Raw genomic sequence first — 14,934 nt, 5'->3', positions numbered from 1 at the left:
TCAGAGTTCGGGGACATCCGCCACCAGACGACGGAAAACCGCGCGATATGCGGCGATCTGGCCAGCGCGCGAGAAACGCTGCAAGGCGGCAAACTCGGCGGCCAGCAGCGCGCGATGAGCATCGGGCGAGAGGGCGTCGATCAAGCGAGCCAGCGCCGGCGGATCGTGCGGATCGAAGCGGGCCAGCGCCGGCACAAACTCGTCGAACGCGCTGCCGCTCGCCGCGAAAGCAGGGCAGCCCGCGGCGACCGCTTCGGCGACCGGCAGCCCGAAGCCTTCATAAAGCGAAGGATTGATCAACAGGTCCGCCGTGGCGTAGTGCCTGGCCAACTCCCCGTCTGGGACGAAGCCGCGCACAGTGATGCGCGGATCGCGCAGCTCGTCCCCGAGACCCGTTGCGCCCCACCAGACGTTGCCCACGATGTCGAGCGTCCACGCGCGCCGCACCTGACGTAGCGCGGCGAGAAGCGTCCGGAGGTTCTTACGGGGGACGATACTACCGACGAAGAGCAAGCGCGCGGAACGCTCCTTGTCCGGCCAATCGCGGGCCACCGGCGTGCTCGCCGGCAGGGCCACGGCGTGCGGCAGCAGATAATTCGTCGCGCTTCGACCGGCGTGCCGGACAATATCGCGCCGGGTGCACTCGGAGATCGCCGCGGCGATGCCAGCGGTCCGGATGCTCTGAACATAGATGCGTCGGTAGAGCGTTTCCACGACTTCATGCAGCCAAGGCCTATTCCGACTTTCGCCGCTGATGAGATAAAAGAGATCGTGCACGCGCATCGAAGTTGGCACCGTCGTTGTGACGGCAGCCGAAATATCGCTGTGCACGGCGTGATAGCCATGCCACCGCACCAAGGGCGGAATTATCGCGAGGGGCGCAAAGAACTTCATCTTGCGCGGAAAGTTCACCACATGGTGCCGGAACGGATACGACGCAAAGCGCGCCCGATAGTCCGAGTGATAAACTATACCGAACTCGAACTCCTCAAGGCGCGTCGCCACTTCCAGAAGTGCATGGATCGACGTCGTGAATCCGCCGTCCGATGGCGAATACGGAAGCAGATCGAGCAGAATGCGGCGACGGCGTCCGGTCATGCGCTCTGCGGAACCGGGTGGCGTTCGGACAAAAACAGCACATCGCCCTTCTCAGCGTAAGCATCTACCGAAATTTCCCTCCATTCTGCATCCGCAGCAACAAACGCGCGATAGCCCCGCGAAAGGAAAAAGGCAAAAACGTCGGCGGCGGTGTGACCATAGCGCCTACAGAAGGCTGCATTGATCTCACAGTAAACGGCGGGACGCGCGGCGGCGATGATACCCGTTGCACCGTGAAACGCGGCCAACTCAGCGCCTTCAATATCACACTTGATAAGCTGCACCCGCGACCAATCCGCCCGTGGAATCCACGCATCCAGCGGCCGGCCTTGGACATGAACCGCATTCTCCGTGGGTTCGCCAACGCCGGCGAGGTGCGTGAGCCCCGTAAGCCGGCGTCCGTGCGAATCCTTCCAGACCAGCGGAAGCGACATCTCGCGCTCCGTGGCCGCGCCATTCAAGACCGTGACATTGCCACAGCCCAGCCAGCGGACGAGTGAGCCCAGCACGGCGGCATAATGAGGCAAGGCTTCCACCGCGTAGACTCGCCCTTCGGCAACCTGCCGGCTGAGTGGAATCATCCATGAGCCACAGTGTGCTCCGATGTCAATCACCACACCGTCGCGAGTCGCCAGTCGGCAGAGACGTTGGGCCTCCACGGCGACCAAGCGGCCGCGCACGTGGCGCGAAAGGCAAAGGAGGGAATGCAAAAAGACGCGAATCATGTGAGAAGATGCTTCAGAGTGGCGGCGTAGCCCGAAATGCTGTGCTCGGCGGCATAACGTTCGCGCAAGGCCTGCAGACGGCACGCTAGGTCTGCGTTGTGGCGAATCGCGAGCAAACGCGTGAACGTCGTCAGCGGATTCCAATCGACCCACGCGAGTTCGAGCAGGCCGTGGCGCTCAAGTTCGCTGGCCGCCCAAGTGCCCGCGGAGACGATGGGGATCTTGCCCGCAACTACGGCTTCGACGAAAATTCCTGATGTGCGTCGACGATAAACCGCGGGGGCGTAGGGCAGCAGTATGAAATCTGCACGTGCCATCTCGGCCGCGTATTGCTCCTCCGTCAGGCGATCGGGCAACAGTTCGATGGCGGGGCCGCCCGCCACCGCCTGCCAACCGGCGCTGCGAGCGGCGCGCAGAACAAACGATTCGGCGTGGGGCACCGCCGCGACCACGAGCTGCGCCAGAACGGCGCGCCCCTTGTTTTCGAGCGGCTTGCCCGGCCACCAGCAGCAGTTCAGCGAGGCGGGGGCCGATTTCCGCACTGCGGCAAAAGTGTGAGGAATCGGCAGAACATGCACGGGACGAGAGAATTTTTCCGATAGAAACAGCCTAAGTGGTTCGCTGTCGGTGAGTGTAAGGAATCTCCCGTTCGGCATCATAATCGCAAAGGCTCTGTTCAACCAGCGAAAGGCCAGCAACTCACCTCTGGAGGTGTCGCTATCATAGCGATAGATCAGACACACAATACATTCTCGACGGGGCAGTGTTAAGAGGGCGAGCCATAGTGCGGCGAGCTTAAGCACGCTAAAGGGATCGAGGACCACAACGTTCGCCTGTGTAAGGAGGTCGGACAAAGCCGAACGTAGCGAGATTGCCATCCGCAAAAACTTGAGCGGCTTTGAAAATCGCGCCGGCTGTGTCTCGTCCCACGTGGCCAGCCTGTTCTTCCAATGCGCCGGTATCCGCTCTCGCGGAATCGTCTTGGGCACGAGCCCGAGATGACGCCAGCCGTTGAGTTGTGCCGCCTGGCCAACCGCCACCGCATACGGCACATAGTGACCACTTCCGCCGTCATCCGCAGGAATGACCGAAATGATACCTCGGACGCGAGAATTCATGGCGCGGGCTTCGGCAGGAGCTTCGCCTCGTGTTCGCGGAACCAGGCAATGGTCGAACGCAGCCCGTCCCGAAGCGGCCGCGGCTGGAAGCCGGGCAGCAGCTGCCGGAGCTTCGTCACCTCGAGACATTTCGAGGTGGCACCGACGTAGCGGGTCGTATCGTAGCGGATCCTTGCCGGGTCGTAGCCCACCTCCGAGCAGATGAGCTCGGCAAAATGCCGGATCGAAAATTCCTCGCCGGCGCCGACGTTGACGAGTTCACCCTCGACCGTCCCGGCGAGCGCGACCGCCGCCTCCACGAAATCGCCCACGTGGACGAGTTCGCGGCGCTGCCGGCCATCGCCCCACAGCACCACCTCCTCGCCGTAAAGCTGCGCCCGGAGAATCTTGCGGATGAGGTCGAAGATGAAGTGCATCTGGCGTCCGTCGGTGTGATAGCCCGGTCCGTAAAGCGTGGACGGCACGAGCGTCAGCCACCGAAGGCCGAACTGCTTCTGCAACGAGAGCTGACCGACATGGAGCATCCTCTTCGTGTGCGCGTAGGTGAAGAGGCTGTCGATCGGCTGCCCGTTGAGGTATTCCGTTTCGACCAACGGCCGGTCGGGCGCGTAAGAGCAGCTGGTGCCCATGCTGATGAGCTTCGCCTGCGGCTGACGCTGCTGCCACCATTCCAAGACGGTGGTGTTCAGCCGCTGGTTGATCAGCCATTGCTCGCCGGGGTGCCGCAGGCAGAAGTCGCCCGCCTGCGTCCAAGCCGCCAAGTGATAGATCTGGTCGAACGGACCGGCGAAGCCGTCCAGACTGCCCGGCACGCGCAGGTCCGCCTGCCGCGAGCCGAGCGCGGTGACGTCATGTCCGAGCTCGACGAGTCGCCGGCTCAGCGCGGTGCCGAGGAAACCCGTCCCACCGGTGATGAGGATTTTCATGCTCAGAGCTCCGGCGGATTGACCGGGAAGAAGAACTCGACGCCCCGTGCAATCAGGGCCTGGTTGCGCTCGAGGATCTCCTTTTTGAAGTTCCACGCCAGGACGTAGTAGATATCGGGCGTCGTGGTGAGATCCTGCTCGATGACCACCGGGATGTGCGAACCCGGGGCAAAGAGTCCACGCCGCAGTTCGTTGCGCTCGACGAGACACTGGATCAGGTCCGACTTCACTCCGAAGTAGTTGAGCATGGTGTTGCCCTTCACCGGTGCGCCGAAGCCCCACACGCTTTTGCCGGCGGCGCGCGCCGCCTGGAGGAACGCGAGGTTCTCGCCCTTGAATTGGCGGATGCGCTCGGCAAAGCGGACGTAAGTGGCGAAGTCGTTGCTGTGCTCGCGGTCCTCCGCCGCGCGCAGTGCGGTCAACCGGTCGCTCGCCGCCGGGCCCCGCCCCCGATGTTTAACGAAGGCGATCATCGAGCCGCCGTGGATCGGCGCGAGATAAGCATCGAAAATCTCCAAGCCGTGGCGCGCCAACAGTCGCTCGAGGGGACGCAGATTGTAGTAGAGCAGATGCTCGTGATAGATCTGGTCGAACGCGAGGTTCTCCACGATCCGTTTCATGTAGAGAAACTGGACGACGAACACCCCATCCTCGTGCAGACACTCGCGGATGCCCTCCGCGGCGGAATGCAATTCCTCGAGGTGGAAGAAAACGCCCGCGGCGTTGATCACATGGAACTTCCGCCCGAGGGCCCGCGCGGTCTCGTGATTGAAAAACGTGTTCAGCGTCGGCACGCCCGCGTCTTGGGCCAGCCGCGCGGTCGTCTTGGACGACTCGACGCCCAGCACATCGTAGCCCGCCGCCTGGAAATGCTTGAGCTGGGTGCCGTCATTGGAGCCGATATCCAGCGCGGACTTGCCGGGGGTCGCGTGGAAGAACCGGCGATCGACCTCGTCGGTGATGCCCTTGAAATGCGCGCTGAGCGACTTCGTCACGCCGGAGAGGTAGGTGTGGTTGCCGAACATGATCTCCTTCTTGACCGTGTAATCCAGCTGCGCGGTGCCGCAGTCGTGGCAGTAGACGGTGCGCAGCGGATAGAACGGCTCCCGGCCCACCTCCTCCGCCTTGAGGAAATGATTGCACCAGGGTTGCATCCCGAGATCGATTGCGAGTTCGAGGCGAGTGGAGTCACAGACACGGCATTGCATAAGATCAAATGTTCCCGAGGCGGCGGTTTTTCCAGATCAGCGGCAACAGCTGAAAGAGCGCATTGCAACCGAGATTGATCGCCACGAGCGCCGCCACGCCTCCGCGCGGCATGAGGGCGTAGGCAAGCGGCACGGAAAGCAACCCGCCGCACAGCCCGCCCCAGGCGATCACCGCCACGTGGCCCGCGCCCATGAGGGGGAAACTCAGGAGATTCACCCCGGCGAGGACGACAAAGTAGAGGCCCAGCAGCGCCAGAGGCAGGACCGGCAAGGCCAGTCCCGCGCCGGCATACCACGCCACCAATTTTCCGCCGAACGGCACGAACAGCAGCGCGAAAGATGCCATCGCCCCGCCCCCCACCTTAAGGCTGCGCGCGATGCTCCGGCGAATCCAGGCGCGGTCGCCGCGAGCAAACGCGTCCGCATACGCCGGCCATAAAGTCGCTCCCAGCGATCCCGCCAGCAGCATGAAAACCGACTGGAAGATGCGAAATGCCGTGTTGTAGGCGCCCACCTCCGACAAACCGAGTGTCTGCGCGATCAACAGACTGTCTTTGGACAGCCAGAACACCGCCTGCAGGTTCACCACGAACATCAACGCGCTCCCGGAGAGCACCGCGGTGATGTCGCGGCGGTGCAGCGCCGCGGGCCGGAGCAACTCCCCCAACTCGGGACGGCGCAACACGACCGCGAGCCCGACACCCTGCACCGCCACCGGCACGAGTCCGAGCATGGCGATCAGCACGAACGGTTCGCCGCGAAAGTGGATACCGGCGAGCAAGGCCAGCAATCCGGCGACCACGCCCGCGCCCTGCCACACCGATGCCCAGTAGCCTTCCTGCAGCCCGGCGTAGATCCGCTGGGTCAGACCGGTGACGAGTTGGAGCGCGGAAATCGCGCCGACCAACAACGCCACCCGGGGCGCCTCGCGCGCCACCATCGGATCCGTCGCGTTGAAGAAATGCGCCCAGTCTACGAAGCGATGCACAACGCTGAAGCCGATGAACAGCAGCCCCGCGACGCCCGCGACGCTCCACAAGGTGGCCGAAACCGCATGTGCCACACCCTGGGTGTCCCCTCGCCCGCGCGCTTGGGCCAGCGCCGTCGTGAGGTTGTTGCCCAATCCGAAATCCGAGAGCGCCAGCACGCTCATCAGCGAGGCGGCGGAAAGCCAGAGGCCATATTTCTCCAAGCCGAGGTAGCCGGCCGCGAGCGGGATCACGAGAAAGTTGGACGTCACCGTCGCGACTTTGACGGCGTAAACGCTGACGAGCGTGCGCACGATCGCCCCTTCGCGCCGCTGCTCGGCGCTCCGGTGCTCGCCCAGGCTGGGCCACAAACGTTGCAGGGCGCTACGCATCGGTGCGTTCCACGGCGCGCGGCGGCAGGCATCCGCCGTTGCCGAAGACCAGCTGCGCGCCGGGCGCATTCAGGCGGAAATCGAGTTGATACGAATCCGCGAAGGCGCGGCGGAGCGCCGCGTGCCGCTCGGGCGGCGCGACGAGCAGCAGAAAGCCGCCGCCGCCCGCCCCCAGCACCTTGCCGCCCCACGCTCCCGCCTCGCGGGCGCGAGTGTAGAGTTCATCGATCGTGGTGTTCGACACCGCGGCGTCGAGCGCGCGCTTCGCCAGCCACGACTCATGCAGCAGCCCGCCGAAGGCGGCGAGCGACCCGCCGTCCACCAGCAGATCGCGACCGCGATCCACCATTGCCCGCATTGCCCGCAGCGAGCCGCGGTTGAGTTCGAGGGACTTCAGTTTCCGCGACTCGATCTCCGCCGCCCGCCGCTTCAGTCCCGTGTAAACGACCAGCAGGTGACTCTCCAGTTCCGCCAGCCGCGCGGCGCTCAGGTTGAGCGGGTGCACCTGGATATCGGCCTCGCCGCTGAACTCGATCACATTGAAGCCGCCGACAGCCGCCGTGGTCTGGTCCTGAAAGCCAACGCTTTCCTTGAGCACATTGCGCTCGATGTGCACCGCTTCATGGGCGAGTTGCAACGGGGGCACCGCCTCGCCGCGGAAGCGATGCAGCGCGTCGAGCAGCGAAACCGTGAACGTCGACGACGAGCCCAGTCCCGTGAAGGCCGGTAGGTCGGCAACCGTATGCAACTCGATGTCGCGCTCGAGCCCGAGCAGGCGCAGGCATTCCCGGAAGACCGGGTGCTGAATTTCATCGATCGCGCGAACCAGTTCCCCCTTTGAGTAGGAAACCCGCACCGCGTAATCGAAGAGGCTGCTCTGAAACGGACTCGCCGTGACGTAGGAGAACTTGTCGATGGCCGTCGCCAAAACCGCGCCACCTTCGGTGCGGAAATACTCCGGAAAATCGGTGCCACCGCCGAAGAAGCTGACGCGTAACGGAGCGCGTGAGATGATCATGGGAAGAGAGAGCGCTGGGCGCGGATGAAATCCTCCGCCTGTGCGAGCGAGGCCGGGGTGCCGATGTCGAGAAACGCCGCATCGACAACGTGCACGTGCACGTGTGCGCCCGTCGCGATCAATTCCGGGAACACGTCGGTCTCGAAGGCGAGCGGACGCTGCGACGGGAACCGGTCGAGCACTCCCGCCCGGAAGACATAGACGCCCGCGTTGATCGTCGCCGCTCCCGGCCGCTTCTCCGCGAAGCGGAGGAGCCGTCCGTCCGGCGTGCAATCCAGCGAGCCATAGCGGCTGGCATCCGGCACCGGCAGCCCGATCAGGGCCGCATCGGCGCCCGAACGCGCGAACTCCACAAGGAAGGCCGGCAGATTCGCCACGACCATCGAATCGCCGTTCAGCACGAGCCACGCTCCCGGCGCGAAGCCGCTCCCCGGGCGGCGTGCCAGAAGCCGCCGGCCGTGCCGAGCGGCTCCCGCTCGGCCACGCACCGGACATCGACGTCCGACACCGGGCGGCGGGCAAAATAGCCCGCTACCACTTCCGCCAGATAACCGGTGGACAACACGACCTCAGTGACACCGCCGGCCCGGAGGTAGCGCACGACATGCTCGACAAACGGCCGCCCCGCCACCGGAGCCATGGGTTTCGGCACTCCCGGCAGCAGGTGTCGCACTCGCGTGCCGAAGCCGCCCGCCAGCACGACAGCAGCAACGGATGACGTAGACGCGGACACCATCAGACGTTGGCGAACGTGCTGTTGCGCAGGATCGTGTAACCCTTGATCAGCTCCGTGATGCCGCGCTGCAGACCCCACTCAGGCCGATAGCCGGTGGCGGCGATCCGCGCGTTCGAGACGATGTAGTCCCGCTTGTCCGGGTCCTCGCCGATCGGCGCTTCGAGGAACACGAAGCCTGGAACCTGCTTCTTGATCTCGGCGCAGAGCTCCAGCTTCGAGAGGTTCGCGTCATCCAACCCGACGTTGTAAGGCCGGCCCTTCATCGCCTCGAAGTTGGCGATGGCGTGCTGGAACGCGCGCACCACGTCGCGCACGTGGATGTAATTGCGTTTGAAATGGCCCTCGAAAATCACGACCGCCCGGTCCGTCACGGCGCGGTAGACAAAATCGTTCACCAGCAGATCCAACCGCATGCGCGGCGACATTCCGAACACGGTGGCGAGGCGGAAGCTGATGCTGTTGCCATGGGCGAGCACCGCCTGCTCCGCCTCCACCTTGCTGGTGCCGTAGAGCGAGATCGGCCGCAGCGGAGTCTCCTCCGTGCAGAACTTGCCCGCCTCACCGATGCCATACCCGCTGTTGGTCGTGGGCATGATGATGCGCTGCTGCGCGCTCGCGAGCCGGCAAATCAGGCGCACGGCCTCCGAATTGGTCGTCTGCGCGCCCACCTTGTCGCGATCGCACAGCGGCGCGCCGACGAGGGCGGCGAGCGGGATGATCAAATCGGCGTTCGCGACCAAACGGCGCATCAACGCCTCGTCGCGGCAGTCGCCGCGAACGACGGAGAACGTTTCGTAGTGGCAGCAATCGGCAAGGCTGTTCGGACGAAACATGAAGCTGTCGACGACGGTGACGTGATGACCGTCGCGCAGCAGCGCGGGAGCGAGAACGGAACCGATGTAGCCGGCACCGCCGGTGATCAGGATTTTCATAGGAGTAAAATCAGGCTGCCGCGACCCGCTCGGCGATGTGCTCGCCGATCGCCAGGGCAGCGGTCGCCCCTGGCGAAGGCGCGTTCAGCACATGGAGCTGACGTGCCCCGGCCACGAAATCGAAGTCCTGCACGAGGTCTCCCGCGGGCGTCATCGCCTGCGCGCGCACGCCGGCGCCGCCCGGTCGGAGATCGTCCGCGCTCAAATCCGGCACCAGCCGCTGCAGGCACCCGAGGAAACGCTCCCGACTCAGCGAGGTCGCAAGCTCCTGCCATGAGGCACGCGGGTAGCGGGCGAGGAAGCGCCATAATCCCGGGAAGGCGAGGCTCTCCGCCAGATCGCGCGCCGAGAAATCCGTCTTGCGATAGCCTTCGCGATGCATGGCCAGCACTGCATTCGGCCCGGCCTCGATGCCGCCGTGTATGAGCCGCGTGAAATGCACCCCCAAAAACGGGAAAGTCGGATTGGGCACGGGATACACGAGATGACGCACGAGCGCGGCGGCGGCTGGGCGCAGCACGAAATACTCACCCCGAAAGGGCACAATGCGGGTGGTCGGCCTCTGGCCGGCCAGTCGCGCCACGCGGTCGCAATGCAGTCCGGCGCAATTGATGACGAAATCGAACGACCAGTTCCCGCTGCGCGTCTCCAAGGTATGACCGTCCTCACGGGCTGCCCACCCAAGGACTTTGCTGTCGCAGCGCAGGCGCCCACCGCGCGATTCCAGCACGCGGGCCATCGCGGCGGCGACGGCCGGAAAATCGACGATTCCCTCCTCGGGCACAAGCAGGGCGGCCACGCCCGCCACGTGCGGCTCGCGCTCGCGGATCTCCGCCGCGCCGAGCCAGCGGAGCCCGCTGAGGCCGTTGGCGATGCCGCGCTTTTCCAAATCGCGCAACCGCGGCACCTCGCTTTCGTCGACCGCCACCACCAGCTTTCCACAACGCTCGTGCGGCACGCCCTGCTCCACGCAAAACCGCGCCATCTGCCGGATGCCGTCGACGGCCAGCCGCGCCTTCATCGAGCCCGGCTTGTAATAGAGGCCGGCATGCAAGACGCCGCTGTTGTGGCCTGACTGATGGCGCCCCGGGCCGGATTCCTTCTCCAGCACCACTACCTCGTGCCGCGGATCGCGACGCGTCAACGCGAGCGCCGTGCCGAGTCCGACCAAGCCACCGCCGATGATTCCGATTTTCATGCTGACTGAGGCGCCGCCGCGAGCACCGCGCGCAGGGCCGTAAGGGATTCGCAACGCACCACCTCCGCGGGCAGGTCGCCGAGGCCGGCGTCGCCATGCACCAGCGCGGCCCGGACCCCCGCGTTCACTCCCGCCATCACGTCCGAACGGGAGTTTCCGATCATCCAGGTCTCTCGCGGATCAAGTCCGTGAGCGGCGATCATCTCCCTGATGTAGCGCGGCGAGGGCTTGCGGTATACCTGCGGCTGCTCCGGCGTCTCCGGGGCGACGCACGTCCCGGCAAAGCGCACGCGCGCGCCGAGGAGTTCGAACATGCGCACATTGCAGGCTTCCGCTTGGGCCAAGGTGAAAAGTCCGCGTCCGATGCCACTCTGGTTCGTGAAGAGGAACAGGCGATATCCCGCTTCGGTTGCCCACTCCAGCATCTCTCGCGCACCGGGCAGCAGTTCGACCCCATCGGGATCGTGCAGGTAGTGCCGATGGACGATGAGCGTTCCATCACGATCGAAAAACAACCCGCGGTGCGCAACCATGCGGCCTTCCTCGCTCCTCATGCCATTCCTCGCGTCGCTTGGATCACGCGATCCACATCTTCAGGGGTCAAACCCGCGTGCAGCGGCAGCGAGAGCACCTCGCGACACGCGCGCTCGGTCTGCGGAAGCGAAAGGTCCTGGCGGTAGGCCGGCTGCTGGTGAATCGGCACCGGATACAGCACACCGGCGATGATGCCTTGCTGCTCCAGCTGCGCCTTCAGTCGGTCGCGCGCGGGCGTGCGGACGACGAATTGATGCCAGGTGTGCGTGCGCCCCGGCGCCACCACGGGCAATTGCAGGCCGGCGCCTTGCAGCCCGGCGAGGTAACGCTCGGCCAGCGCGCCGCGATAGGTATTTTCCGCGGTCAGTCGCCCCAGACGCACGCGCAGGATGGCCGCCTGCAACTCGTCGAGTCGGGAATTCCGACCGTGCACCTCGCTCACATAACGGTGCCGCCAGCCGTATTGCCGCAGCAGGCGCGCGTTCTCCAACACGTCTTTCCGGCCGCTGACGATCGCGCCCGCATCGCCGAGAGCGCCAAGGTTCTTCGTGGGATAAAAACTGAACGCGGCGACGTCACCCCACGTGCCCGCCATGCGGCCGGCGACGATCGAGCCATGCGACTGCGCACAATCCTCCACCACCGCGATCCCGTGCGCGCGCGCGATCTCGACGATCGCAGGCATATCGCAGGCCAAGCCATAAAGGTGCACCGGCACGACCGCTTTCACGCGGCGTCCGAGCGGAGTATTTAACGCCTGCGCCAGAGCGGGCGCCGCCATCAACATCGTGTCGGGTTCGATTTCGACGAACAACGGCTCCGCTCCCACGGCGACGATCGCGGCCACCGTGGCCGTCACGGTGTTGGCAACGGTCGCCACCACATCACCCGGGCCGACGCCAACCGCTCGCAGCGCAATCTCGATGGCGTCCGTGCCGTTGGCCACGGTGACGGTGCCGCTCGCGCCCAGCCACGCCGCAAATTCCTGCTCAAACGCCGCCACCTCCGGTCCCAGGATATAGGTGCCGCTCGCGAGCACGCGCTGGATCGCGGCATCGATCTCGCTCTTCGCGGCCAAATAGGTCGCACGCGGATCAGCGGGCAGGATGCGCCGGGAATCGTTCATAGGTAGTGCGGCAGTTCCGCGCGGTAATACTTGAGCGTCCGCTCGAGCGCCGTGCGCACGTCGATCCTAGGCTTCCACCCGAGGGTGCGTTCGATCAGGGAGCCGTCCGAATAGTAGTCGCCGATATCGATCTTCTTGCGGTCGGCCGGAAACTCGCGGACGCGGAACTCGGCCGCCCCGCCCGCCTGTGCGACCAGTTGCTCCGCGAGTTGCCGCAGACTGATCCGCTCGACGCCGCCGATGTTGTAAATCTGGCCGACCGCGCTCGGCTCGGAGGCGGCGACGAGAAACGCCTCCACCGCGTCATCGACGTAGGTGAAGTCGCGCAGTTGGTCGCCGCCCCAGACTTCGAAGGGTTTCTGTTCGATCGCCGCCTTGATCCAGATGCCGACGAAGGTTTGCCGGGCATCCTTCACGCGCATCCGGGGTCCGATCGTGTTCGTGAGGCGCAGCACCGTGCTGCGAATGCCGTAGACCTGCGAATAAAGGAGGTGGTATTGCTCGCCGGCGAGTTTGTTGATGCCGTTCACGTCCACCGGACGGAGCGGATGCTTTTCGTCGACGGGCAGGTAATCCGGCCGGCCGTAGATCTGTCGCGTGCTGGCAAAGACGATCCGAATCTGGGGGTTGTGCTTTCGGCAGGCCTCCAGAATCGAAAGCTGGGCGCGACCGTTGATCTCGAGGTCGGTCGCGGGATCCGTCATCGAATCCATGTGGCTGGTCTGGCCGGCAAGGTTGAAAAGGATATCCTGCTCACGGACGAAGATCGGCAGGCTGTGGTGGTCGCGCACGTCCGAGATGTTCACGACGAGACGATCCTCGAGTCCCGCGATATTGCGTCGGTTACCGCCGTATTCCGGGATCAAGCTGTCGACCAGTGTCACTCGCGCTCCCAACCCGACCAGGATGCGCGCCAGATTCGATCCGATGAAACCAAGCCCGCCCGTGATGAGGACGCGCTTGCCGGAGTAAACTGCAGCGAGGTCTTTCATGGCAAGGCTTCGCCCCGTCGCGTCTTTGCCGTCGCAACAAGGAAGATGGAACTGGAGGGGACCGCCATGAGGCGGAAAAATCTAACGACCGAGGTTGAGGAAAGTCTTGGCCACCGGGAGCAACGCACGCGCCTTCTCATGCGTGCCTTGCAGATGCTTCAATCGCTCGCGCAGGATTTTTCCCGCCGGCGTGCCGGTCGGCACTTGCGCGCTCAGCGCAACCAGACGATCGCGTCCGGTATCGAGCTGCTTGCGCACACGGTGCTCCACGAAATGGCTGATGATCTTCCGGATTTCCATATCCGGCTCGAAAAGTGACGCACGGTCGGTCAAGGAAGACACTTCTTTCAAGGCACCAATCTCACGAAGGAGTCGCAGTCCTTGGCTCACTGAGCCTTTGCTGAGATCGAGCCGCCCTTGGATTTCGGCAAAGCTCAAGGGATGCGGCGACGCAAATACCACTCCGTAAATTGCCGCCACTGACTTCGGCACGCCGAGCAATTCGGCCGCGTCGACGAAAAAGTCCACGATTTGCGCCTCGAACTCTACAAATTCCGCAGGGCGCCCAGCCGTCAACACTCGGTGCGAGGGTGTGGAGGAACCTACGGATGCGTCGGTCGCAGAACGAGCCATTTCCCTTAGATTGCATCAGGCGCTCGCCCGATGTTCAATTCAAAATGAATTAAACCACTGCAATTTCACGCTCGGCCTCTCGCGGACCCTGGATTGCGCGAGTAATCTCTAGCTACCGTTCGACTGTTCATTTCCGAACGGTCGCTCTCTCTGAATCGCGGCTTCTAGCCGGCACACACTTCCGCCGCCCGGCCCAATTTCGTTCTCCTTCCCCGCCGGCGGAACCGCGCCGTCGGCGCGTTCCCGCCGGCTTTTTGGGGGCGAAGCGGCTGAGCACCACGTCGGTGTCCGCCTGGTCGCTTCTCTGCCCACTGCGCAGGAGGCTCCTGTTAAGAACCCGCACGCATGGCACGCGAAGACGAGGCCGACGCTGGCTCGTCTCGCAACGTTCGTATCAGTGCAATCCGAGAGGCCCTGCGGCTACTCGCAGCTATCGTCAAGGTCGTCGAGATCTTGGCAACGCTGCTGGCACGATTGTTGTGAGCAACGAATTCATCGAGGCATCGTGCCGCGCCCGGGACCTTAAGCGGGCGCCAAGAAGGTTCGCTTTGTCCTCGCCGATCTTTCCTTTCGAAAGATTCACGATGAATATGCGCCGGTTATCCATCATGAACCGCGCATCGATGCGGCTTTTGACCTGCCCGAGGATGTTCCGCAGCTCGGGGGCCATGAGGAGCTGTCCGACTTTGTTCTGGATCGGCGCCACGGCTTCCTGAAGGAACCGCTTGTCGTATCGCCCGAATTCCGAGACCCAGAATGCGCGCACCAAGGGGTCTTTCACCTGACGCACTACCCACTCCCGATACGCCTCGTCAGAAAGCATCCTCGTGACGCCTAGAAGCGAGACGTTCTCGCATTCAAGGAGCGCGGCGACGGTCGCATACAGGATGTATTCAAGCCGCGGCCCCCACGACTCGGCCCAGATGCCGCGAAAGACCGATACCACGCCGGAAGCCACAAGGTGACGTCTCTGCGGCGGCACGGCCCCGAGAAGATTGAATCCGACCGGGTGCGCCGCATCCGAAGGATCGAAATACGCCACGTCTTCGATGCGGTGCCGCGGGATATGGTCGAGGATATCGAGGGCGAGGTCGCCGTGCGGATCGATGACGCCGACGCCGCGTCCCGCCTCGATATCCTGGATGATCATGTTCCGCAGCATGGTCGTCTTCCCCGTGCCGCTTTTCCCGACGACGTGGAGATGCTGCCTGCGGTCGCGCTGGAAGAGCGCGAAGGGCTCTTCCTGTCCCCATTCGTTGCGCGTGCCCATGATGACGAACTCATTCATACGCAGGCGATCCCCTGCTCCAAAATGAAAGGGCCTCGCCGG

The 14,934-nt window shown here is 64.3% G+C and carries 14 protein-coding genes and 1 pseudogene; all 15 read right to left on the bottom strand.

Going from position 1 to position 14,934, the window contains the following annotated elements; translation table 11 throughout:
* Nucleotides 1–1,098, bottom strand: coding sequence for a glycosyltransferase (locus tag ACMYLB_RS10750; RefSeq protein ID WP_415910913.1), 1,098 nt, complete (start codon nt 1,096–1,098; stop codon nt 1–3).
* Complete coding sequence (locus ACMYLB_RS10745) at nt 1,095–1,823, bottom strand: FkbM family methyltransferase (protein WP_415910912.1); 729 nt, start codon at nt 1,821–1,823, stop codon at nt 1,095–1,097. Before ACMYLB_RS10745 ends, ACMYLB_RS10750 begins: the two co-directional genes overlap by 4 nt.
* Nucleotides 1,820–2,941 carry a hypothetical protein gene (locus tag ACMYLB_RS10740; protein WP_415910911.1) on the bottom strand — a complete coding sequence of 374 codons (1,122 nt, stop codon included), beginning with the start codon at nt 2,939–2,941 and terminating at the stop codon, nt 1,820–1,822. The genes ACMYLB_RS10745 and ACMYLB_RS10740 overlap by 4 nt, the downstream gene beginning before the upstream one ends.
* Nucleotides 2,938–3,867, bottom strand: a complete 930-nt coding sequence (locus tag ACMYLB_RS10735) for an NAD-dependent epimerase/dehydratase family protein (RefSeq protein ID WP_415910910.1) — start codon at nt 3,865–3,867, stop codon at nt 2,938–2,940. The genes ACMYLB_RS10740 and ACMYLB_RS10735 overlap by 4 nt, the downstream gene beginning before the upstream one ends.
* A gap of 2 nt (nt 3,868–3,869) precedes the next feature.
* A complete protein-coding gene (locus tag ACMYLB_RS10730) occupies nt 3,870–5,075 on the bottom strand; it encodes a methyltransferase domain-containing protein (RefSeq protein ID WP_415910909.1) in 1,206 nt (401 codons plus the stop codon).
* A gap of 4 nt (nt 5,076–5,079) precedes the next feature.
* Nucleotides 5,080–6,504 (bottom strand): lipopolysaccharide biosynthesis protein, encoded by a 1,425-nt coding sequence (locus ACMYLB_RS10725; protein WP_415910908.1) that lies wholly within the window; start codon nt 6,502–6,504, stop codon nt 5,080–5,082.
* On the bottom strand, nt 6,428–7,453 hold the full coding sequence (locus ACMYLB_RS10720) for a GHMP kinase (RefSeq protein ID WP_415910907.1): 1,026 nt from the start codon (nt 7,451–7,453) through the stop codon (nt 6,428–6,430). The genes ACMYLB_RS10725 and ACMYLB_RS10720 overlap by 77 nt, the downstream gene beginning before the upstream one ends.
* Nucleotides 7,450–8,189: pseudogene (locus ACMYLB_RS10715) on the bottom strand (sugar phosphate nucleotidyltransferase). Before ACMYLB_RS10715 ends, ACMYLB_RS10720 begins: the two are co-directional and overlap by 4 nt.
* Complete coding sequence (locus tag ACMYLB_RS10710) at nt 8,189–9,121, bottom strand: NAD-dependent epimerase/dehydratase family protein (protein WP_415910906.1); 933 nt, start codon at nt 9,119–9,121, stop codon at nt 8,189–8,191. The pseudogene ACMYLB_RS10715 and the gene ACMYLB_RS10710 overlap by 1 nt, the downstream one beginning before the upstream one ends.
* A gap of 10 nt (nt 9,122–9,131) precedes the next feature.
* Nucleotides 9,132–10,319: an L-2-hydroxyglutarate oxidase gene (lhgO, locus tag ACMYLB_RS10705; RefSeq protein ID WP_415910905.1), complete on the bottom strand. Its 1,188-nt coding sequence runs from the start codon at nt 10,317–10,319 to the stop codon at nt 9,132–9,134.
* Nucleotides 10,316–10,852, bottom strand: a complete 537-nt coding sequence (locus tag ACMYLB_RS10700) for a D-glycero-alpha-D-manno-heptose-1,7-bisphosphate 7-phosphatase (protein ID WP_415910904.1) — start codon at nt 10,850–10,852, stop codon at nt 10,316–10,318. Before ACMYLB_RS10700 ends, lhgO begins: the two co-directional genes overlap by 4 nt.
* A 17-nt stretch (nt 10,853–10,869) precedes the next feature.
* Nucleotides 10,870–11,979: a DegT/DnrJ/EryC1/StrS family aminotransferase gene (locus tag ACMYLB_RS10695; RefSeq protein ID WP_415910903.1), complete on the bottom strand. Its 1,110-nt coding sequence runs from the start codon at nt 11,977–11,979 to the stop codon at nt 10,870–10,872.
* Nucleotides 11,976–12,971: an NAD-dependent epimerase/dehydratase family protein gene (locus tag ACMYLB_RS10690; RefSeq protein ID WP_415910902.1), complete on the bottom strand. Its 996-nt coding sequence runs from the start codon at nt 12,969–12,971 to the stop codon at nt 11,976–11,978. Before ACMYLB_RS10690 ends, ACMYLB_RS10695 begins: the two co-directional genes overlap by 4 nt.
* Nucleotides 12,972–13,052: 81 nt before the next feature.
* Nucleotides 13,053–13,499, bottom strand: coding sequence for a GbsR/MarR family transcriptional regulator (locus ACMYLB_RS10685; protein WP_415910901.1), 447 nt, complete (start codon nt 13,497–13,499; stop codon nt 13,053–13,055).
* Nucleotides 13,500–14,040: 541 nt separating this feature from the next.
* Nucleotides 14,041–14,892 carry a type IV secretory system conjugative DNA transfer family protein gene (locus ACMYLB_RS10680; protein WP_415910900.1) on the bottom strand — a complete coding sequence of 284 codons (852 nt, stop codon included), beginning with the start codon at nt 14,890–14,892 and terminating at the stop codon, nt 14,041–14,043.
* Nucleotides 14,893–14,934: the final 42 nt, after the last annotated feature.

Origin of the sequence: Oleiharenicola sp. Vm1, assembly GCF_047777955.1 — a bacterium.
Classification (GTDB): Bacteria; Verrucomicrobiota; Verrucomicrobiia; order Opitutales; family Opitutaceae; genus Didemnitutus.
This window is presented reverse-complemented; position numbering and strand designations above follow the sequence as displayed.